The organism is Maridesulfovibrio salinus (genome assembly GCF_055394525.1).
The window spans coordinates 2,456,894-2,472,681 of the sequence record NZ_AP042461.1; the positions used below are offsets into that span (position 1 = coordinate 2,456,894).

29 protein-coding genes are annotated in these 15,788 nt (G+C 49.1%); 4 read left to right on the forward strand and 25 right to left on the reverse strand.

Translation table 11 applies throughout. The features are described 5' to 3' along the window. Window positions 1-15 precede the first annotated feature (15 nt). Window positions 16-981, forward strand: a complete 966-nt coding sequence (locus ACZ5PW_RS11115; RefSeq protein ID WP_464553423.1) for an MDR/zinc-dependent alcohol dehydrogenase-like family protein — start codon at window positions 16-18, stop codon at window positions 979-981. 554 nt (window positions 982-1,535) lie between these two features. On the opposite strand, the gene ACZ5PW_RS11120 is transcribed toward ACZ5PW_RS11115, so the two are convergent. The 23 genes from ACZ5PW_RS11120 to ACZ5PW_RS11230 form a co-directional block, all read right to left on the reverse strand. Further along, a complete protein-coding gene (locus ACZ5PW_RS11120) occupies window positions 1,536-2,657 on the reverse strand; it encodes a tyrosine-type recombinase/integrase (protein ID WP_464553426.1) in 1,122 nt (373 codons plus the stop codon). Between the two features lie 156 nt (window positions 2,658-2,813). Next, complete coding sequence (locus tag ACZ5PW_RS11125; RefSeq protein WP_464553429.1) at window positions 2,814-3,185, reverse strand: hypothetical protein; 372 nt, start codon at window positions 3,183-3,185, stop codon at window positions 2,814-2,816. Window positions 3,186-3,189: 4 nt separating this feature from the next. Continuing rightward, a complete protein-coding gene (locus ACZ5PW_RS11130; protein WP_464553432.1) occupies window positions 3,190-3,411 on the reverse strand; it encodes a hypothetical protein in 222 nt (73 codons plus the stop codon). Further along, complete coding sequence (locus tag ACZ5PW_RS11135; RefSeq protein ID WP_464553435.1) at window positions 3,408-3,641, reverse strand: hypothetical protein; 234 nt, start codon at window positions 3,639-3,641, stop codon at window positions 3,408-3,410. Before ACZ5PW_RS11135 ends, ACZ5PW_RS11130 begins: the two co-directional genes overlap by 4 nt. After that, window positions 3,620-3,781: a hypothetical protein gene (locus tag ACZ5PW_RS11140; protein WP_464553438.1), complete on the reverse strand. Its 162-nt coding sequence runs from the start codon at window positions 3,779-3,781 to the stop codon at window positions 3,620-3,622. The genes ACZ5PW_RS11135 and ACZ5PW_RS11140 overlap by 22 nt, the downstream gene beginning before the upstream one ends. A 3-nt stretch (window positions 3,782-3,784) precedes the next feature. After that, entirely contained in the window at window positions 3,785-3,985 is a 201-nt protein-coding gene (locus ACZ5PW_RS11145) for a hypothetical protein (RefSeq protein ID WP_464553441.1), read from the reverse strand. Between the two features lie 21 nt (window positions 3,986-4,006). Next, complete coding sequence (locus ACZ5PW_RS11150; RefSeq protein WP_464553444.1) at window positions 4,007-4,348, reverse strand: hypothetical protein; 342 nt, start codon at window positions 4,346-4,348, stop codon at window positions 4,007-4,009. Next, on the reverse strand, window positions 4,348-5,205 hold the full coding sequence (locus ACZ5PW_RS11155) for a hypothetical protein (RefSeq protein WP_464553447.1): 858 nt from the start codon (window positions 5,203-5,205) through the stop codon (window positions 4,348-4,350). Before ACZ5PW_RS11155 ends, ACZ5PW_RS11150 begins: the two co-directional genes overlap by 1 nt. Continuing rightward, a complete protein-coding gene (locus tag ACZ5PW_RS11160; RefSeq protein ID WP_464553450.1) occupies window positions 5,206-5,928 on the reverse strand; it encodes a GIY-YIG nuclease family protein in 723 nt (240 codons plus the stop codon). Further along, entirely contained in the window at window positions 5,921-6,472 is a 552-nt protein-coding gene (locus ACZ5PW_RS11165) for a hypothetical protein (protein WP_464553453.1), read from the reverse strand. Before ACZ5PW_RS11165 ends, ACZ5PW_RS11160 begins: the two co-directional genes overlap by 8 nt. Continuing rightward, window positions 6,465-7,484 carry a phage Gp37/Gp68 family protein gene (locus tag ACZ5PW_RS11170; protein WP_464553456.1) on the reverse strand — a complete coding sequence of 340 codons (1,020 nt, stop codon included), beginning with the start codon at window positions 7,482-7,484 and terminating at the stop codon, window positions 6,465-6,467. The genes ACZ5PW_RS11165 and ACZ5PW_RS11170 overlap by 8 nt, the downstream gene beginning before the upstream one ends. After that, window positions 7,477-7,761, reverse strand: coding sequence for a hypothetical protein (locus ACZ5PW_RS11175; protein WP_464553459.1), 285 nt, complete (start codon window positions 7,759-7,761; stop codon window positions 7,477-7,479). Before ACZ5PW_RS11175 ends, ACZ5PW_RS11170 begins: the two co-directional genes overlap by 8 nt. Continuing rightward, window positions 7,754-8,044: a hypothetical protein gene (locus ACZ5PW_RS11180; RefSeq protein WP_464553462.1), complete on the reverse strand. Its 291-nt coding sequence runs from the start codon at window positions 8,042-8,044 to the stop codon at window positions 7,754-7,756. The genes ACZ5PW_RS11175 and ACZ5PW_RS11180 overlap by 8 nt, the downstream gene beginning before the upstream one ends. A 3-nt stretch (window positions 8,045-8,047) precedes the next feature. Continuing rightward, window positions 8,048-8,305: a hypothetical protein gene (locus ACZ5PW_RS11185; RefSeq protein WP_464553463.1), complete on the reverse strand. Its 258-nt coding sequence runs from the start codon at window positions 8,303-8,305 to the stop codon at window positions 8,048-8,050. A 2-nt stretch (window positions 8,306-8,307) separates the two neighbouring features. Next, a complete protein-coding gene (locus tag ACZ5PW_RS11190; protein ID WP_464553464.1) occupies window positions 8,308-8,520 on the reverse strand; it encodes a hypothetical protein in 213 nt (70 codons plus the stop codon). Window positions 8,521-8,522: 2 nt separating this feature from the next. Continuing rightward, a complete protein-coding gene (locus tag ACZ5PW_RS11195) occupies window positions 8,523-9,647 on the reverse strand; it encodes a hypothetical protein (RefSeq protein ID WP_464553466.1) in 1,125 nt (374 codons plus the stop codon). 75 nt (window positions 9,648-9,722) lie between these two features. Next, complete coding sequence (locus ACZ5PW_RS11200) at window positions 9,723-9,947, reverse strand: hypothetical protein (protein ID WP_464553467.1); 225 nt, start codon at window positions 9,945-9,947, stop codon at window positions 9,723-9,725. Between the two features lie 12 nt (window positions 9,948-9,959). Then, window positions 9,960-11,168, reverse strand: a complete 1,209-nt coding sequence (locus ACZ5PW_RS11205) for a recombinase RecT (RefSeq protein ID WP_464553468.1) — start codon at window positions 11,166-11,168, stop codon at window positions 9,960-9,962. A gap of 12 nt (window positions 11,169-11,180) precedes the next feature. After that, a complete protein-coding gene (locus ACZ5PW_RS11210) occupies window positions 11,181-12,104 on the reverse strand; it encodes a DUF1351 domain-containing protein (protein WP_464553470.1) in 924 nt (307 codons plus the stop codon). An 11-nt stretch (window positions 12,105-12,115) separates the two neighbouring features. Then, on the reverse strand, window positions 12,116-12,754 hold the full coding sequence (locus tag ACZ5PW_RS11215; protein WP_464553472.1) for a lambda-exonuclease family protein: 639 nt from the start codon (window positions 12,752-12,754) through the stop codon (window positions 12,116-12,118). Between the two features lies 1 nt (window position 12,755). Further along, window positions 12,756-13,019 carry a hypothetical protein gene (locus ACZ5PW_RS11220; protein WP_464553473.1) on the reverse strand — a complete coding sequence of 88 codons (264 nt, stop codon included), beginning with the start codon at window positions 13,017-13,019 and terminating at the stop codon, window positions 12,756-12,758. Continuing rightward, window positions 13,007-13,210: a hypothetical protein gene (locus tag ACZ5PW_RS11225; RefSeq protein WP_464553475.1), complete on the reverse strand. Its 204-nt coding sequence runs from the start codon at window positions 13,208-13,210 to the stop codon at window positions 13,007-13,009. The genes ACZ5PW_RS11220 and ACZ5PW_RS11225 overlap by 13 nt, the downstream gene beginning before the upstream one ends. Then, window positions 13,203-13,412, reverse strand: coding sequence for a hypothetical protein (locus ACZ5PW_RS11230; protein WP_464553476.1), 210 nt, complete (start codon window positions 13,410-13,412; stop codon window positions 13,203-13,205). The genes ACZ5PW_RS11225 and ACZ5PW_RS11230 overlap by 8 nt, the downstream gene beginning before the upstream one ends. Before the next feature lie 365 nt (window positions 13,413-13,777). Here ACZ5PW_RS11230 and ACZ5PW_RS11235 point away from each other — a divergent pair, with 365 nt between their 5' ends. Continuing rightward, window positions 13,778-13,912, forward strand: coding sequence for a hypothetical protein (locus tag ACZ5PW_RS11235; RefSeq protein ID WP_464553477.1), 135 nt, complete (start codon window positions 13,778-13,780; stop codon window positions 13,910-13,912). 94 nt (window positions 13,913-14,006) lie between these two features. On the opposite strand, the gene ACZ5PW_RS11240 is transcribed toward ACZ5PW_RS11235, so the two are convergent. Continuing rightward, window positions 14,007-14,579, reverse strand: a complete 573-nt coding sequence (locus ACZ5PW_RS11240) for a helix-turn-helix domain-containing protein (protein ID WP_464553479.1) — start codon at window positions 14,577-14,579, stop codon at window positions 14,007-14,009. Between the two features lie 137 nt (window positions 14,580-14,716). On the opposite strand from ACZ5PW_RS11240, the gene ACZ5PW_RS11245 reads away from it, so the two are divergent. Beyond that, window positions 14,717-14,890, forward strand: a complete 174-nt coding sequence (locus ACZ5PW_RS11245) for a hypothetical protein (protein WP_464560395.1) — start codon at window positions 14,717-14,719, stop codon at window positions 14,888-14,890. Between the two features lie 78 nt (window positions 14,891-14,968). Here ACZ5PW_RS11245 and ACZ5PW_RS11250 read toward each other — a convergent pair whose 3' ends face one another. Beyond that, window positions 14,969-15,202, reverse strand: a complete 234-nt coding sequence (locus ACZ5PW_RS11250; protein WP_464553482.1) for a hypothetical protein — start codon at window positions 15,200-15,202, stop codon at window positions 14,969-14,971. A 48-nt stretch (window positions 15,203-15,250) separates the two neighbouring features. Between ACZ5PW_RS11250 and ACZ5PW_RS11255 the strand changes: the two genes are divergently transcribed. Next, a complete protein-coding gene (locus ACZ5PW_RS11255; RefSeq protein ID WP_464553483.1) occupies window positions 15,251-15,787 on the forward strand; it encodes a hypothetical protein in 537 nt (178 codons plus the stop codon). The last annotated feature ends 1 nt before the right edge of the window (window position 15,788 follow it).

Consider the following 15,788-nt stretch of genomic DNA (forward strand, 5'->3'; position numbering starts at 1 on the left):
CAATCAGGAGATATAATGCGCAGTGTATATTTTAAGGAAGGCATAATTGAACTTGTAGACAGAGACAAACCATCATTGAGTGATGGAGATGCATTGCTTAAGGTTCGGGTGGCGGGAATATGTAATACTGATATCGAATTGCACAGGGGATATTACGGATTTGAGGGAGTTCCCGGTCATGAATTTGTTGCCGAGGTAGAAGAGTGTCCGGCTAGGCCAGAATTGATTGGCAAGCGTGTTGTGGCGGATATAAACTGCCCTGTCGGACCATACCGGGGGGATCGCCGCCATGCAGAGCCACGCACCGTAATCGGAATAGTTAATCATGACGGAGCGTTCGCCGAATATCTTAAAGCACCAGCTGAAAATCTGGTTGTTGTGAGTGATGATGTGGCGGATAATGTTGCAGTTTTCGCCGAGCCTCTGGCGGCGGGGTTGGAGGTTAGTCAGCAGATACATGTCACCGGGAATATGCGGGTGATGGTTCTCGGAGATGGAAAACTGGGTCTTTTAACCGCACTTGGTCTTAAAATTTACAATCCCGATATTCTTTTGGTCGGTAAGCATGAAGAGAAGCTGTCCATCGCTGCATCTCAGGGAGTTTCCACCCACTGCATCAGCAAACCCGAAGAACTTACCAAACTGGCCGCTGAGTGGGATAAGTTTGATCTGGTGGTGGAAGCGACAGGCTCCGAAAAGGGAATCAATTACGCTATGGATTTCGTGCGCCCTGAGGGAACAATTGTGGCCAAGACCACTTCGCATCTGCCCAGTTCCATAAATCTTGCAAAGTTGGTGGTGGACGAAATTTCAATCGTAGGTTCACGCTGTGGAGATGTCAGGTTGGCCATGAATGTTTTGGAACAGGGCCTTGTTGATGTAAGCGGATTGATCGAAGCTGAATATAATTTCAATGATTTCAGAGAGGCCTTTGAGCGGGCCATGAGCAAGGGAGCAATGAAGGTTCTGGTTCGTATGTAGTTTTTGATGCCAGGCCAACTTCAGCTATCGTGATTGCGATTCATCCCTCGGCATGGTCATCCTTCCGGTCCCGCTGGTGGGTGATAGCTTCAATGCTGGTCTTCGAGGTACAACGATGATGATAGGTTTTAATTTTTGGGTCTGATGAATTAGATTTGGTTAACCGGGAGAACTGCCAATAAGATAGGGCGTTGAGCGGGGAGATGCTTTGAGGCGGTTTGATATTAAGAACTAAATCAAACAACGCTAAACGAGATTTCATTTTTGGCTGATGGGGAATAATTACGTTTTTGGGACCAAACGCACATTAAAACGCACATTGTGGGCTATTTAAAAAGAAAAAGGGACTCAGAAAAAGCATCTAAGTCCCTGTTTTTATTGTGGCGGAAAGGGTGGGATTCGAACCCACGTATGGTTTCCCATAACTCGATTTCGAGCCTAGTGAACTGGTTTCTTAGACGTTGATACGTAAGGGTTTGTGCGGTTTCCAAATCACCTAATAGGTGAGAACGTGTAAGAGATTGCTACAAATCACCTATGAATCACCTATGAAATCACCTATCGTTTTCGGCCTGATTTTCGTCTTCGGAATCAGTGTCAAAAGCACCGAGGATATCGTGGTCCACTTGCAGTTCATGGACGTACCTGTCCGTGACTTTTGAATTCATATGTCCAAGAAAGCTTTGAAGCTGACGCAGGGTAGCTTTTCGTGAGTCTACGATACGCGAGGCAACGTGGTGTCGAATGCAGTGGGCAGTGAAGTGACGTTCTGTGGGAAGATTGGCTTTTTGACAAAGACGCTTAAATAGGTCTTTTACGAAAGCATTGTGTCTGGTGTAGGCATTGCCCGTGAGGGAGTTAGTAAAAACGTAGGAACTGGCTTTATCACGGTTGTCCCATGCTTTTAAAAGTAGCGAGTGGAGTTCGTCGTGGAGAGCCAGCACACGAGGCTGTCTGTCTCCGCCTTTACGTTTGGAAGTCCAGAGGCGAATAGCTTTGGATTCAAAGTTGATATCTTCCCATGTAAGGTTCAGGACTTCGGAAAGGCGGGCTGCAGTGAAATAAAGTGTATCGAAGAAGAGTCTTTCTTCTGGCGTAGCAGCCATCCTGACGGAGGCAATGTCTTCTGCTGGAGGGACGTAGCGGACATAATCCTCTTCGGCGTAGTAATCGACCTGTTGAGCGGGGTTCTTTAACATGTGATCGCGCTTAATGCCCCAAGTGAAAAGGGTGCGTAGTTCGCGCAGGTCGCAGTTTGCTGCTTTGGGACCACGTGCATCTTTTTGTGCCCGGTGATAGTCCGCTAAAACATCAAGCGTCAGTTCATTTAAAATTATCTTTTGCGGGTAAAAGTATTCGATAAATCTGCGGAAAGTACTTCTTTTGTATATATATGTATTGCGCTTTTTGCGGTCTTGGATTTCATCGAGATATTTTGTTGCTAATGACTCGAAGTCCATGCGGGTCTTCGTCTGGTCGCCGTGTTTTTCCCACAGCTTTCTCTCCTCGTGCTCCCACGCCTTTGCTTCTTTTTTTGTTTTGAACCCGGCCTTTCGCGCCACTCTTTGGCCGTTCAGAAACAGCACCGCTTGGTATCTGGTCCCGGCTTTGGTTTTGTATTTGTCCACCGACATAGTTGATCCCGTGATTATTGATGAGGTAGTTCTTGACATCATCTATCGAAAAAAGAACTCCTCGTCCATCAGATCCCTCGGAGATAGGGAGACGGACATGGGGCAGCTGTTTCCAAAAACGGGATAGGTAGCTTTTGCTGATACTGATGCTTTTGGCAAGTCCATCAAGGTCTACAAGTGCTGGTTCTGCCATAATCCTTACCCCTCAACCCCAGACCCGGCGCAAGCGGAACAAATTTTAAGATGTGCAGGACAACCGGCTTCGCCTGTGGCATCATCTGCCGAACAAAAACCGGAACTCCCAGCCTCAAGTCCGTAAGCACAGGTGGCGAAGTCGCAATCGTCAATCTCGGTTTCGGCAGGAAAGTCAATGAATTCCCCTGCTGAACGCATGACGCTGACCTGTTCGCGTAGGTTGGCATTGGCTCCGGCAAGCTTTGCGTTCTGGGTGCGGAGGCGGGCGTTTTCGGCATGAAGTTTTTCATTCCTTTCGATCAAATTGTCTAATCCAGGGTTTTCGCAATATCCGATTCCGTCTCGCAGTTCTTTGCGAAATTCACATTCTGCCATTTCTTTACCTCCACATATCTTCCGAAGTTTCCTTCAGATTCTTTTCCAGATCAGTCCGCGCTTCTTCGGGAGTGCTGCCGTATCCAAAGAAATGACATCCGCCCATACCGAAGAGTGATACTTCCTGATGTGCTTGGAACCTGCCGTCTTTCTTTGTGATCTCGACATCTGATTCGGTATCCATGCCGATGTTCTCGCAAACGAAAAGGGTAGTGTCTTCGCTCATTTCTTCATCCCCTCAAGTTTCTTAATCCGTTCCCGCAGTTCTTCTAACTCTTTCTTGACGGGGCAGTCCTGTTCAATTTCCTTTGCCGCTTCGATGACTTTTTCAACTATGTCGGCTCTGCGATCAGGAGCAAATACACCGCAAAGGATAGCCACTATTGCGAACAGCCAGAGGCCTCCGAAGAAAACGGCCATTACCGTATCCGGGGTCATTTTGTTTTTCTTCTCCATAAAACCGCCTTACCCTTGCAGCACTCAGTCCACGGAAAATCCGGGGAGTTGCGCTCAATCACTTTTATCGCGTTGGCTACGGAGTCCGCGCAGACTTTGCGGGCCTGTTCTCCGGGGGCTTTGAATGTGTAGTTGTTCATGGCTTAACGCCTTCCCTGTTTACGAGCCTTACGTGCTCTTTTGTTCCTCATGCGGCGTTTTGCTACCCGCTTTGCCGCGCAAGCCTTGCTCATGCTGCTGAAAACACGGACATGACAATCTGGATCTTCCATCATGAATTCTATCCTTTCCCCGTCATACGGCTCGATGTTTCCAACGGGATAATCGTCTATGTACTGCTGCATTCTCTTTCTCCCTCCCGCCGCTTACGCGGATTTCTTTTTCCGGCTAACCCTCTTAAGCAGCCGGTATTTGTTCCCACACTCCACACATTGCCCGATCATGGAACCGGAGCGCGATTGCTTCAACTCTCCACCGCACTTGCACTTTACTTCCTCCAGGCGCGGGGCCATCAAAGCGTTAATATGGATGGAATTTCGTTTCTTTGGCTTGGGGCCAATGCCTAGCGCCTTGAGGACTCGCGCGTATTCCTTTTCAACCCACGGGTCGCAATCTCCATCACCGAGCATTTCACCCAGCTTGATCAGTTGGCGGTGCAGGTGATCTTTTGTTTTTGGGTCGAGGTTGTTTTTCATCACGCTACCCATCACGCAGCCCTCACATCCACAGGGATTTGTCCCCTGTGCTTATAGAAATATTGCATGATTCCTTTACGTTCACTGTCAGTCCAACCCAGAGCAATCTGTTCCATCGTAACCGAATTAGCAGTGAGCGCGTTTAGCGGATGAAACCACATAGGTAGAGCCTTGACTCCGTAACTCTCTACCCATAAGCATCGCTCCCAACATTCACACGGATCGCTATTGAATCCGATCAGGCAATAGGAGCGGATACGGCTTTTCGGGGTTCCGTTGGATGTCAGCAGCTTGAAAGCTCTTTCCCATTTGTCAGCCATGTCGAAGTGATCCATAGCGAGGCGCACAACCATTTTTTTTAAACGTCCGATGCGCTCTGCGTGGTGCTGATTAAGTAGCCGCGCATCAATTCCCTGATTGAAATCAGTCTGGACCTTGCGTTTATCCCACGCCTCCAGCCGTTCCATGACCCGGTCAAAATGGGGCTGGGATGCGGCTAAAATATTGTTGTCACAAAGGACAGGCTTATCAGGCCAGTCCTCCAACTCGACAAGCCCACCGGGTTCCACCAGTCCTTCACCAATCGCGCAGAATTTACACTTATTCACGCAGCCGGTTGTTGTGCGGGTAGCCATGGGGTTTACTCGCTGAAGCACCCCGGCGTGACTGTATTCGATGGTGACATTTGGCATGTCTGCGAAAAAATCAGGCATGAGGTATGCACCGGGTCCACCGATACGGACCTCTGGAAACAGGTTTCCGGTCAGCCATTTACGGACTTCGGGCAGGCTCCACGTAAACGGTATGGATACGTGTGGGATGCCGTGTTCAGTCCAGTACGTGGGGCCTTTGGGCCAGTCGCTACCCACTTAAACCGCCTCCCGTTCCAGTTCCGCGCTTTTCACACCTTTCAAACTGTTATACCCACGCTCAACTGAATCATGAGCGGCGATATGGTAGGCTTCACGCTGGTCCAGTTCTTCGGCCTTGCAGACTTCGAGGACTTCGAAGGTCCAATCTGTAAGCTCACTGTTGCGCATGGCCTGATGAAATTTGCAACCGGACTCGCCCCATTTGATGTGCTGCCACCAACGCAGGGTAAAAGCTTGAGTGGTCTGGCCGATGTAGACCATTTTAGTGCGCTTGTTGGTGATGCGGTAAATGCAGGGGATAGACTTGTTTCCATAAGGATCATCCGGCCCCGCCATGATTTCGGCGGCCTTGGCCTTATTCGCGCAAACCTGACAGCAGAACCGGGGACCTTTGTAGGTTTCGTGAGGATCGTTATAGAGGTCGATCTGGCGAAACGGGTTCCCGCATTCCTCGCACTCTTTGAGTTCGAACAGCCTTTTCAGGTAGGGCTGATCGTCGGTAATCTCGGTAAGTCGCATCAGGAAGGGCTGTGAAAAATCGGCACGTTTGATGCTCCCCGGAAGCTTATGCTTGAACATTCCTTCGAGAGCGGCACGGGCTTCCTTGCTGTTTGCGGCTTCAACCTTGCCTGAGAATAGCGGAGGCCATGACCATTTTTCACAACCGGTGTTTTGATCGGTGGCGAGGCCCTTGATTTGGTAATAGAAGTCTTTAGACATTTGGAGTCTCCACCGGCTGCTCCAACCCAATCACAGCAATCTCAAGATCAAGGGTTCCGAAGCATTTCATAATCTGACCCTGATAGCCCGATCCAAAGAGAGAGCCGTGCTGCTTTTTGAAAGATGTAACTTTGCTGCGAGCGCGGCTGTGTTTGCCGTAGCCCTTGGAAAGCAGGACCGGACGACCTACGCGGCAAGTCTTTTCATTCCAGCGGGCGCCATATTTGCGTAGCTCGTCGCCTTTCTCGCCACTGATAAACATGTTATAGAATTCGGTCTTCAGGGGGATGAAGAGAGGCTTTTCTGTGTCTTCAGAGCTATTAAATCTTTGTATGTCGACCTGCATACTTGCGCACTCTTCCACGTCTTCTTTCAGTCTGGGGATGTCGGTTTTCCTGTTTGCGTGGATTCTGTCGGCTTCTTCCTTGCTGCACAGCTTGGCCTCATCCAAATGCATGGTGTATCCCTTCTCGTTCTTCTTCCAGAACACCATGTTGTTGCCGTCCCATTTGCGGGAATCTTGAATGTAGTAGAGGCTAACCATCCTGCACCTCCCGCAAAATCGCCGGATACTGCTCGTACACCTGACCATCGAGCAGGTTGCCTGCCTTCTTTTTTCCGACACGGGAAACAGGCTCCCAGAAATCGTCGGTAGTCTTTGCCGGGGTGACATAGTTCATCACATGTCCCGAATCACTGCGAATCATGTGGGATGCCTGCTTTCTCGACCATGGTTTCCATTCCCCCCACTGCTTAAAAAAGAACGGAACCCCGGCACTCTTGCATTGATCTCGCAAGCTCCGCACCCAATCCGGATGCATGGGCCGCGCACCGGGACCGGACTCGCCTCCGCAGATTACCCAGTCAAGGTTAGCTAATTTCCCGTCTCCGCCGTTTCTTTTGCATCCTGGTTCGTCACCGAGCTTAGTAAGCCCACAGGCACAATTTCCCCAGCACTCACGGTCTAAAACAGATTCTCTAGTTCCGTTCCACATTGCTATTTCTGTCAAATCCACCGCCCCCAACATAGGCTCTATACTTACAAACCGCGCCGCCGCCGGAGTCTCCAACAGTATAGGGATACGCTTGTCCGCCTGCTCTTGGTTCTCGGTTGTTACGCCGAGGATTACGTTAGGGAGGGGGTAAGTAAAATTATGGCGTTCACAAAAATCTTTCTGGAAGCCCATGTACATTTGCATCATTTCGGGCCGTTTAGTCAGAACGATGAAACGGTGTTGGGAGCAAAAGCCCATTATAAAAAAGACCTTATTTACATGCTGAATAGGTGTTGCTTTGTGGAATAGGTCGGTCATGGAGCCTACAAAGTAGGTAGTCGGTTTCTTGCGCTCCATTGGCTTTTTAAGCTGAGAGCCAATGAGACTTATGTTTCCGTTCCACTTTTCATCCTGCACAACTTCCCCGTAGTAGGCAGTCTTTCCAATCCGTGCCAGACGTGCGGCCATTTTCTCGGCATAGCAATTCTCGCAGCCAAGGCTTTTCTTGCTACAGCCGATAATGGGATTCCATGTCTGCTGGGTCCATTGGATTTTAGACATTGTCAGCCTCCACATTGTAATCCCAGCGGTCCTCAGGCTTGATTTCTATATCTTCCTGATTGATCAACTCACCGGGTTTGCATACTTCCACTTCTGCGGTCGCAGTAACAACGGCCCTAAAGAGAAAACCATCTCCACAGCCGCCTTCTTCGCAATCGCAGTAAATCAGCTCTAAAGGGGTGAGCTGTTCCTTGTCTGTGGAATCAGGAGCGAGTACGGATTTGTTGAATTTAAGTCCGCAATGAGGGCAAGTTACTTTGGTTACGATTTTAGACATTGTCCGCCTCCTGCTTGGCCTTCGCAATCTCAACACGATTACGGATGATTTCTACAACCGCCCGGTGTGTAGTCAGGGCTTCAACTTGCACATTCCATTCGTTGATAGCTGCGGCCTTTTTGCTGCTTCTCGGTCCGCATGTCCCGCACACGGTGCAAATGACCTGACGCTTGTCTTCACCACCAGCTGTGCCCACCAGAATCATTGTGGGCATTCCGCCGCATGAGCAGGTGCAAGGGCTTTCGGTGCGTTCGGGCCAGAATTCGGGAGTGTCATTGCTCATTTTCTATTCCTCCGGTTTTCCGGCAAGGCCGCAGTAACCTTTATAGTGTTCCATCATTTCGGGATGATCTTCTTTGTAGCGGTAAACCATCTTTTCAGTCTCTTTATCCTTCCATCTCCAGCTCATGCAGCCGGAGGCGAGGCAGTAGCTGTTTCGATCTCCTTCCCCTCCTGGACTACGGTTACAACAGACCCCAATGGATAAAACCCTCGCTTGCGGACACCATTTCTCTTTTGCTTCTGCTTCAGTGAGTAAGGGCATGGTTAGGACTCCTGCTTTTTAGCTAAAGTGCGTTCAACCTGTTGCATGGCCCAATCCAACTTATCTTCGGGCATGGTGTCGACGAGACCATTTATCTCCATTTCAAGGTTGCCGTTTGCGTACATGCGCTTGAAAAGAAGTTGTTCTGCCTCAGTGCAATGAGCCAAGCCTTTTTTGAGTTCGTTGCGGGCGAAATTTTCGAGTGTGTCGTTCATAACTACGCCACCTCCACCTTTTCGCCGTCAGAGGTTTCGATAGTCATGGTGGTGCCTTCGGGAAGAGTTCCTTTGAGGTCTTCGGCTGCTTGTCTGGCGCCAGCCTTCAACCGTCTCTTGAATTCCTCGGAATCCACATCAAGATCATCCTGCTGCTTCCACCACTGGAACAAACTCACGAGCAGACCAAAGGCAGTTTCAACGCGATCAATCTGAAGCATCGTGGCGCCGTAAATGTCGTCTTCTTCGTGATGGGTTACCGGGGGAACGGATATTTTGGAGATAGGGGTAAGCAGATGGTCAACTTCGACTTCATAGACAGTATCCATACTGGAAAAAGTGAGAACCCCGCCGATAATGACCTTACCATCCATCACTGCGCGGCGGATGTCGTCAAAATCGGACTGCTGGCCGATCTTATTCGCAATGATGGTTTCCTGCGCATCAGCAGCTTTGACCTTGTCGGAAAACCAGACTGTTGCGCTATAACCTTCTGCGGATTCAAAAGTGGGTTCAAATGAATTCCAGATGCGGGTAAGGAAGTTCCGTCCTAAAATATTTTTTTCTTCGTCAAGGCCAAGCTCTAATTTCTCAAGGCGGTAGTTGATCCCAAAAGCGATCTTCCACATTCTTTCCAAGGCTTCGACAAATCCTTTACTCTTGTCGGTCAGGAACAGCAGGTTTGTTTTGGTGTTCCACCAAACGTCCGCAACAGAAGGGGAAGGCGGGGTGATTGCCAGCAGCTTGAGCCTGATCTGATCCTTGATTTCTTTCCTGCGCTCTTTTCCTAAGAAGTTTCTACCTTCTTTTTTAGCCTGCTTCATTTCTTCATCAATAGCATCGTCTACCTGACGCTGAAGGGCGGCGTTGGGAATTTTGCGCTCGTCGATGCGAACAGAAAATACAACGTATTCGCCAAATTCTGTGGTGCTCGGCCCGAAGTCGGTTGAGCGGTAGTCTTCAAATGTTACTGCTCCGTATGTTTTCTGAATCGCTTCTTTGTCGATGGACTGGAAAGATACGTTTTTCAGCAGGTCGTAGGTCCTTTCTTCCTCAAGCAAAGATGTCTGCTCTTCGGGGACGACCTTCCATATGGTCAGGGGGTGTGCTTTGAATAAACGGCCCATGGGGTTCCATCCTTGGGGCGGTTTCCCGCCCCTGTTGTATATGTTGGGTGTGATGACTTGACTTAGTTGGTGGGGCTAGGCGGCGTTTCTGTATCCGCCTGCCTCCTGAATGCGCTGGCCCAATATCCCGATCAGCCAGCTCACTTGGGTGTCGTTCAGGTCGTTCAGACTGGCGATGACCATGTTTGCCTTGAAAGCACACAACAACCCGTTTACCCACGCTATGCGCTGATCTCTATCCTTGGGACATCCGCACTCTTGGAGCATTGGGAATATTGTTTTGCGCTGCTGACTGGTCATGGTTGCGCCCTGTTAGTTGGTGGGAAACACTTCAGATGGCTCCGCACCGTTTGCCAGCTTGGTATAAGCTTCAAGCAGCTTTGCGCGGTCCTTCTTGGTCCACTGGTTCTGACCCTTGCCGACTAGACGTTCCATGTCTTTCAGAGTCCCGCCCCAGGGCCCCATGACGTCCACGAGGATTGTGTTCCGGACGGATGCCTGAGAAGCTTCGTATTCCTCGGCTTTGTCGCCGAGGTTGGGAGAGAGGGCTTCTTCCTTGGGCTCGACAGAGTTGTCCTGATCGAAGAATTCTTCTTCTGCGGACGGCTGCTTAGGTTGTTCGCTCTGAGGTTGTTTCGACTCAACGTCCATTGCGGGGTGCTCCGGCTGCTCAGCCTGAGTTGGTTCGCCTGGAATCGGATCGGTATCGATATACTGAGGTGTTCCGTCATTGAGGATTCTTGCGTTGTCGCCAGCCATAGCCTGCTGCATTTCAATGGACATGATTCCCCATTTACTGATGATCTGGCGAAGCATTGTCTTGAAGGCCATACCGTCAAAATCTTTGTACCAGAAGGAACTGAACTTCCACATATCACGTGGATTTATTTCGCCGTTCTGGAGGCGGCGATAATCCGCCAACTTGAAAGCCATACTGTATTTGTCGGCGTGAGCTTCCATTTTTTCTTTGGTCCAGTACATGGTCTTACGAAAACCATTGAGGTATTCGAACATGGCATAGTAACCAATTGTCGGGGTGTTTTCCCTTACAGAATCATCCTGGATAAGCTGAACCTCAATTTCTTCGAAAAGAGGGTCATAGCGTACAAGCTCACCTTCTTTGATTGCGACTACGTTCAGTTTTTTGTATTGACCCGAGCGGATTGCAAGCTGGATGTAACCTTTGTAGCCGAGCTGGAAGGTGGCGACTGTTCGATTGTTTTTCCGGTCCTTAAAAGGGACCATGTAGTATTGGCCGAGCTGAGGTGAGGGAGAAAGGCCGAGACTTTCACCGAGCAGGGCCGCGCTGAAAATGCTTCCATGTTCACATGCCTGTAGCGCGGGGTTGGTACTGACCGCTGAAACAATAGAAGAAATGAAGCGAGGGCCTTCCTTGCTGCCAATCATTTCGTTGATACGGCTCTTAATGGCCGGGCCAGTCATAAATCCGGAAAAAGTATTGCTCTTGGCCGGGGAGTTTCCATTTCCCTGCGGGGCCAGTGAATTAGTAGGGCGAGTCATAATCTATACTCCTTAAGCTGCTTCTTTAGTTTCAGAGGGAACGGGACCGAAGGTGATACCGTTGTCAGCAAGAAATGATTTCAGCAGCTGAAGCTGTTCACGGGTAGCGTGGACACGAAAGTCTACTTCAACTATCTCCGGTTTGCGCTGAACTTTTACAGTACGACGCTGTTCTTCCTGCAACGGAGACGCGGGCTGCTGAACGGGATCCGGCTTTGGTTCCGGTGTAGGTTGTGCTGCAACTGCCTCCTGACGGGCCTTTTCTTCAGCCTCTCTTTTGAGGCGCTGCTGTTCGGCGTAGGCTTCGCGCTTGGCCTTCTGCTCAAGAAGCTTTTTGTTTTCAGCCAGAGCCGCGGCAATGGAGAAGCTGTTCAGATAAACACGAATGACCTGATCTTCGAATTCGGTTTCCAGTTCTTCGATGGTGGCGAGTTCAGTTTCGGTGTTTTTGAAGAATGTTTCGATTTCGTCTTCAATTTTGGACATGGCATAAGTTGCATTAGTCCATTTAGGATTGAAGATACGGTTCAGAGGAACCAGGGTTTTTACGTTTGATTCGAACTTGTCCCAGAACTCTTCAATTGCAGCCTGTTTTTCCTGTCTCTTGCGCTCTTCGTAGCCCTTTACCTGAGCGTCGATAGCCTGGAGAGGTTCGTCAACGAGTCCGGTCAGCTCTTTGATTTTGGCTTCAAAGTCGGTGTATGGAGCAAGACACTGTTTTTTGATTTCCTGTTTCTTGCTGTTCAAAGCCTTGGTGAACTTATTCAAAGTTGCCCGGTCTGCCTTTGCATCCTTGATAGTGTCATCGGTATAGGCAAGGCCCTGATACTTTTCGAGTTTGACTTGAATTTCGGTCTTAAGATCATCAAAGTTGAAGTCGATCTTCTTGACGAATCCATCCTCTTTCGGACTGAGGATTTTTATTTCCATAGTCATAAGAAATCTCCTTATATTTCCGGCAGAATCAAATTCGGCCTTGTGTCTGATAAAACGTATTCCCAGAACTCCAGTTCAGCATGAAGCAGGTATTCAAGGTCAGCTGTGTGGTCCGATCTTTCGAACCGGTAATGCTTTTCAGTAATGCTGATTTCACTGCCCCATTCATTTTTTAATCTGGCCTTAAGCATGGCGAACTCTGCGCCAGTAACCAGCATGTAATGAAGCAGCTGAATGAAATAATTCTGTGGAACCTGATCTTTCCACTTGTCGTAGTCAGATCCTCGCTGGACGGTAGTTGTTTTGATCTCCAGAATGCCGAGCCTTCCGGTTTGGTCCCAGAGACGACCATCTAGTGAGGCTTGTAATTGGGGGTGTTCAGGGTGCTGCAGAACGACATTCTCTTCATGAGCAACCTTAAAATCCGGGTAATCCAGCTTGAACATCTCCCGCATAAGAGGCTCACAGGCCACGCCGTACTTGACGCATTCCTTGTCGGAAATATCATCGTCTTCTCTGCGGCCGGTTTTCTCTTCCCATAGCTCGACGTTGGTTTTCCAAGGATTAAGGCCCAGCACACTGGAAGCATCACTGCCACCAAGTCCTTTTTTGCGGGCTTCAAGCCATTCTTTGCGGGATGGGGTGGACATCTTAAGCCGCCCCCAAACCTTCGCCGGACACAACGGCCCGCTCTGCGTAGTCAACAAACTCAAGGGGGGTGAAGAATTTGCAGTTGTCAGCGCGAGAATGAGCATAAACCGCTGGCACTGCAGGGGCGCCGACCTTTTTCATGACTGTATTCAGTGCGAAACACTGGCCTTTCTGACCTCCGCCACACGCGCCGCGAAAATTCTGACATTCGTCGCAGTAGCGCTCTACTAATCCGTTACTGAAAATATCAATTATGCCGCCCATGATTCCTCCCTTTCCATTTCTGCGCGGGCTTCCGCACGTTCTTCCGCTTCTTTGTCGCGATGGGATTCGTCGTGCTCAATGTCTTCGCGGAGTTCAAAGTATTCCTCTTCGGTGTACCAACGGCCTTTGAAACACACCTCTTTGGTGTAGTTGTCCCGTCTGAGGTTTGCGTATGTCATCAGGTTATCCATTGTTGTCCCTCCGTGGGCCCGTCTGAGGTCCGGCAAACTTAGCTCCGAACTGGCTCAGGATGTATCCGGCCAGGCGTTCGCAGTAGTCATTGGCCCTATTCTTGTTGCCCTGCGTAGGCTCAACAACGCAGTTGAGAACTGCAATCTCTGTCTCTGCCCGCAGGTAGCGAACTGAAAATTTTTCAAGTGCATCCATCTTCATCACCCTCCACACAAGGCCCCGAAAGCAAAACCGTAGACGAGAAGCTGAAAAAGCAGCCAGATTGATATAAGTAGATGAAGTCCGCCTTTCATAATGCTGTCCTCGGTAGCCGGGTTTAAACGGAGGACGGGAAATTATGCGAAACCCGTCCTCCGGGCCTCAGTTGATTGCTTCGAACCCTGAGAGGGTGGCGGGAAGGGGAGATTCCCGCCGAAACCCATAATCAAGGGGAGTGGGGTCAGGTGTGATGATGGGTACACCTTCACAGAGTTCGAAGCGTTTTCCAGTTTTGCGTAATGGGAAATGTGCTTACTGGAGAAAATCAAAGATCAAGAAAAACAAGATAATTGTTTTAAAGTGTTTAGTTGGTTGGTTTTCTTTTGACTGGTCCGCTATCCGTCATTTCAACTGCCAAGAACGTTCCGCTTACTGTCTGGTCCTATGCCGCAGAGCTTTCGGCGGTGGCGTTTCTCGCTGTCGTTGAAAACAGAATAGTCTAACTAGACTTGTTGTGCAAGCTAAAAAGTCTAATTAGAATTAAATTGAACAAAAAAAACCGCCAAGGCGGCGGTTTTAGGGTGGAAATATTTTTTGTCAGGAGTGTTTGTACTTGGGGGCTTTTTTGTCTTGAAGTGTTTGGGTGGGAGTGTTGCAGTCCTCCAGCTCTACAATGTCTGATTCTACACCGTTTTTGCTTACAGTGGTCGTCAGGAAGCAGGCTTTTCCTTCTTTTACGGCTTGCTTGTCTTTTTCTTCTTGACGAGAAGATGGGAGCGGGATGTTTTGCTCTGCTGCCCGCAAGTCCCACATCAGCTGCCTGTTGTCTTTCATCAGTTCTCGGGAGAGTCTGCGTTCTTCGATCAACTCTTTCTCCAGTTCTGCATTTCTTTTTAGCAGATCTTCTATCTTAGAGCTCTCTTCTTCACTTTGGCTTTCCTTTTCTTCTTTAGCGGGAGAATACACTTCAAGGCCAGGGAAAACGATGTGAGCGCCAAGTTTGTCTAGGAGCTCGCAGATTGTGTCTATCCTCGGTCGCGATCTTTTCCCAAGAATTTTAGACAAAGTTGACTGTGAGTAGTCTATTTGGTCAGCCATCTTGGATGGTGTCCCATAGTACTTCTTTGCAAAGACCCCTAAGTCTTGAATAAATTTTTCGTAACTACTCATTCTCTTTAGACTACTCCAAGTTCTAGTTTGTGTCACAGTCTGGTTCGACTTTTATGTTGACGTATAAAGTCTAACTGGAATATTATTGTGAAATGAACATTCAAGAAGATTTAAAGAAATTTTTTGCAAGAACTGGAATGACTCAGAAGAGGCTTTCAGAATTGTCTGGGGTTGCACAAACTTCTTTATCAAAAATAACAAGGGGAAGAGGGTGTCACTCTAACACAGTAGAAAGACTGGCTCCCTTTCTTTACCCCGACGAACCTGCAGAGAATCCAGATCATGACCACAACCACGACGAGGCGGCATAACATAAAATTTTGCATAGTTTTGCTCGAAATAGGGGCAAATGTCGCCTCAATTCAAAAGTTTTCCGGCAGATTCACCTGCTACAATCCCGGCAGAACTGCCTGACTCCGCACGCCCTGCAAACCAAAACGTTTCGCAGCATTTGAAATTGCAAGGTCGTGGGAATCAGACAGCGATAAAGTGGAGCTTACACGCTCTCGATGCCAGTCAAGCTGGCCGTTGTGGATGATGGCAACCGTTAGCAGAAGTGATTGATCCTTTTGCCGGACCAGTCGCACCCGCGCTGAGGCTGCGGGTTTTGGATTGCGGTCCATGATTAAGACATATGTGACCACAAACTATTTTACGAGGATATGATGAATATGAAACTACCCTCCAAGTCGTGGGAAATCTTTACATTTGCGCGTGGACTACTGTCCGTGCCGGGAATGAACCGGATCTTTAACGTTGAACACGCCCAGATTTACCGATGGGGTAAGGATCCTTCCATTTACGATGATGCCAGACGTAATCCCATTGACACTGTATCAGCCATGCTTTCCGCGATATCTGAGGCTGGCGAGGAAGAAGGGCGTCAGCTTGCCCGCATTGCCCTTAATATCATGGGGAGCAACTGCGGCTTCAAGGTTGTGGATATTGAGCAGTCTGAGCCCGCAACAGACAGCCCTCGTGCCGAATTTCTTGAGCTTTTCAATCGCCTGCACGAACTCCAGGCCGCCGCTCAGAATCATGAAGATCCACTTGTGGTGGAAGCATATGCCGACAAGGTCGCTAATACCCTGTCGGCTTTTCTTGTGCGTTATATGGCTGACTACCAGAAGCGTGGAGGCAATGTGCGGTTTTCCAGAACTAAAAAGACGCTCACGCGCTGGCAGAGAATCAAAACGTGGTTTTTATAGG

Coding starts and splice junctions, on each gene's coding strand:
- ACZ5PW_RS11210 (WP_464553470.1), bottom strand. CDS start 12,104: ATGACTATGGAAATAAAAATCCTCAGTCCGAAAGAGGATGGATTCGTC.
- ACZ5PW_RS11165 (WP_464553453.1), bottom strand. CDS start 6,472: ATGGTTAGCCTCTACTACATTCAAGATTCCCGCAAATGGGACGGCAAC.
- ACZ5PW_RS11150 (WP_464553444.1), bottom strand. CDS start 4,348: ATGGGTAGCGTGATGAAAAACAACCTCGACCCAAAAACAAAAGATCAC.
- ACZ5PW_RS11200 (WP_464553467.1), bottom strand. CDS start 9,947: ATGACCAGTCAGCAGCGCAAAACAATATTCCCAATGCTCCAAGAGTGC.
- ACZ5PW_RS11115 (WP_464553423.1), top strand. CDS start 16: ATGCGCAGTGTATATTTTAAGGAAGGCATAATTGAACTTGTAGACAGA.
- ACZ5PW_RS11130 (WP_464553432.1), bottom strand. CDS start 3,411: ATGAGCGAAGACACTACCCTTTTCGTTTGCGAGAACATCGGCATGGAT.
- ACZ5PW_RS11125 (WP_464553429.1), bottom strand. CDS start 3,185: ATGGCAGAATGTGAATTTCGCAAAGAACTGCGAGACGGAATCGGATAT.
- ACZ5PW_RS11185 (WP_464553463.1), bottom strand. CDS start 8,305: ATGCCCTTACTCACTGAAGCAGAAGCAAAAGAGAAATGGTGTCCGCAA.
- ACZ5PW_RS11230 (WP_464553476.1), bottom strand. CDS start 13,412: ATGAAGATGGATGCACTTGAAAAATTTTCAGTTCGCTACCTGCGGGCA.
- ACZ5PW_RS11255 (WP_464553483.1), top strand. CDS start 15,251: ATGAAACTACCCTCCAAGTCGTGGGAAATCTTTACATTTGCGCGTGGA.
- ACZ5PW_RS11225 (WP_464553475.1), bottom strand. CDS start 13,210: ATGGATAACCTGATGACATACGCAAACCTCAGACGGGACAACTACACC.
- ACZ5PW_RS11145 (WP_464553441.1), bottom strand. CDS start 3,985: ATGCAGCAGTACATAGACGATTATCCCGTTGGAAACATCGAGCCGTAT.
- ACZ5PW_RS11160 (WP_464553450.1), bottom strand. CDS start 5,928: ATGTCTAAAGACTTCTATTACCAAATCAAGGGCCTCGCCACCGATCAA.
- ACZ5PW_RS11245 (WP_464560395.1), top strand. CDS start 14,717: ATGACTCAGAAGAGGCTTTCAGAATTGTCTGGGGTTGCACAAACTTCT.
- ACZ5PW_RS11170 (WP_464553456.1), bottom strand. CDS start 7,484: ATGTCTAAAATCCAATGGACCCAGCAGACATGGAATCCCATTATCGGC.
- ACZ5PW_RS11140 (WP_464553438.1), bottom strand. CDS start 3,781: ATGAACAACTACACATTCAAAGCCCCCGGAGAACAGGCCCGCAAAGTC.
- ACZ5PW_RS11220 (WP_464553473.1), bottom strand. CDS start 13,019: ATGGGCGGCATAATTGATATTTTCAGTAACGGATTAGTAGAGCGCTAC.
- ACZ5PW_RS11120 (WP_464553426.1), bottom strand. CDS start 2,657: ATGATGTCAAGAACTACCTCATCAATAATCACGGGATCAACTATGTCG.
- ACZ5PW_RS11190 (WP_464553464.1), bottom strand. CDS start 8,520: ATGAACGACACACTCGAAAATTTCGCCCGCAACGAACTCAAAAAAGGC.
- ACZ5PW_RS11240 (WP_464553479.1), bottom strand. CDS start 14,579: ATGAGTAGTTACGAAAAATTTATTCAAGACTTAGGGGTCTTTGCAAAG.
- ACZ5PW_RS11205 (WP_464553468.1), bottom strand. CDS start 11,168: ATGACTCGCCCTACTAATTCACTGGCCCCGCAGGGAAATGGAAACTCC.
- ACZ5PW_RS11215 (WP_464553472.1), bottom strand. CDS start 12,754: ATGTCCACCCCATCCCGCAAAGAATGGCTTGAAGCCCGCAAAAAAGGA.
- ACZ5PW_RS11180 (WP_464553462.1), bottom strand. CDS start 8,044: ATGAGCAATGACACTCCCGAATTCTGGCCCGAACGCACCGAAAGCCCT.
- ACZ5PW_RS11135 (WP_464553435.1), bottom strand. CDS start 3,641: ATGGAGAAGAAAAACAAAATGACCCCGGATACGGTAATGGCCGTTTTC.
- ACZ5PW_RS11195 (WP_464553466.1), bottom strand. CDS start 9,647: ATGGGCCGTTTATTCAAAGCACACCCCCTGACCATATGGAAGGTCGTC.
- ACZ5PW_RS11250 (WP_464553482.1), bottom strand. CDS start 15,202: ATGGACCGCAATCCAAAACCCGCAGCCTCAGCGCGGGTGCGACTGGTC.
- ACZ5PW_RS11175 (WP_464553459.1), bottom strand. CDS start 7,761: ATGTCTAAAATCGTAACCAAAGTAACTTGCCCTCATTGCGGACTTAAA.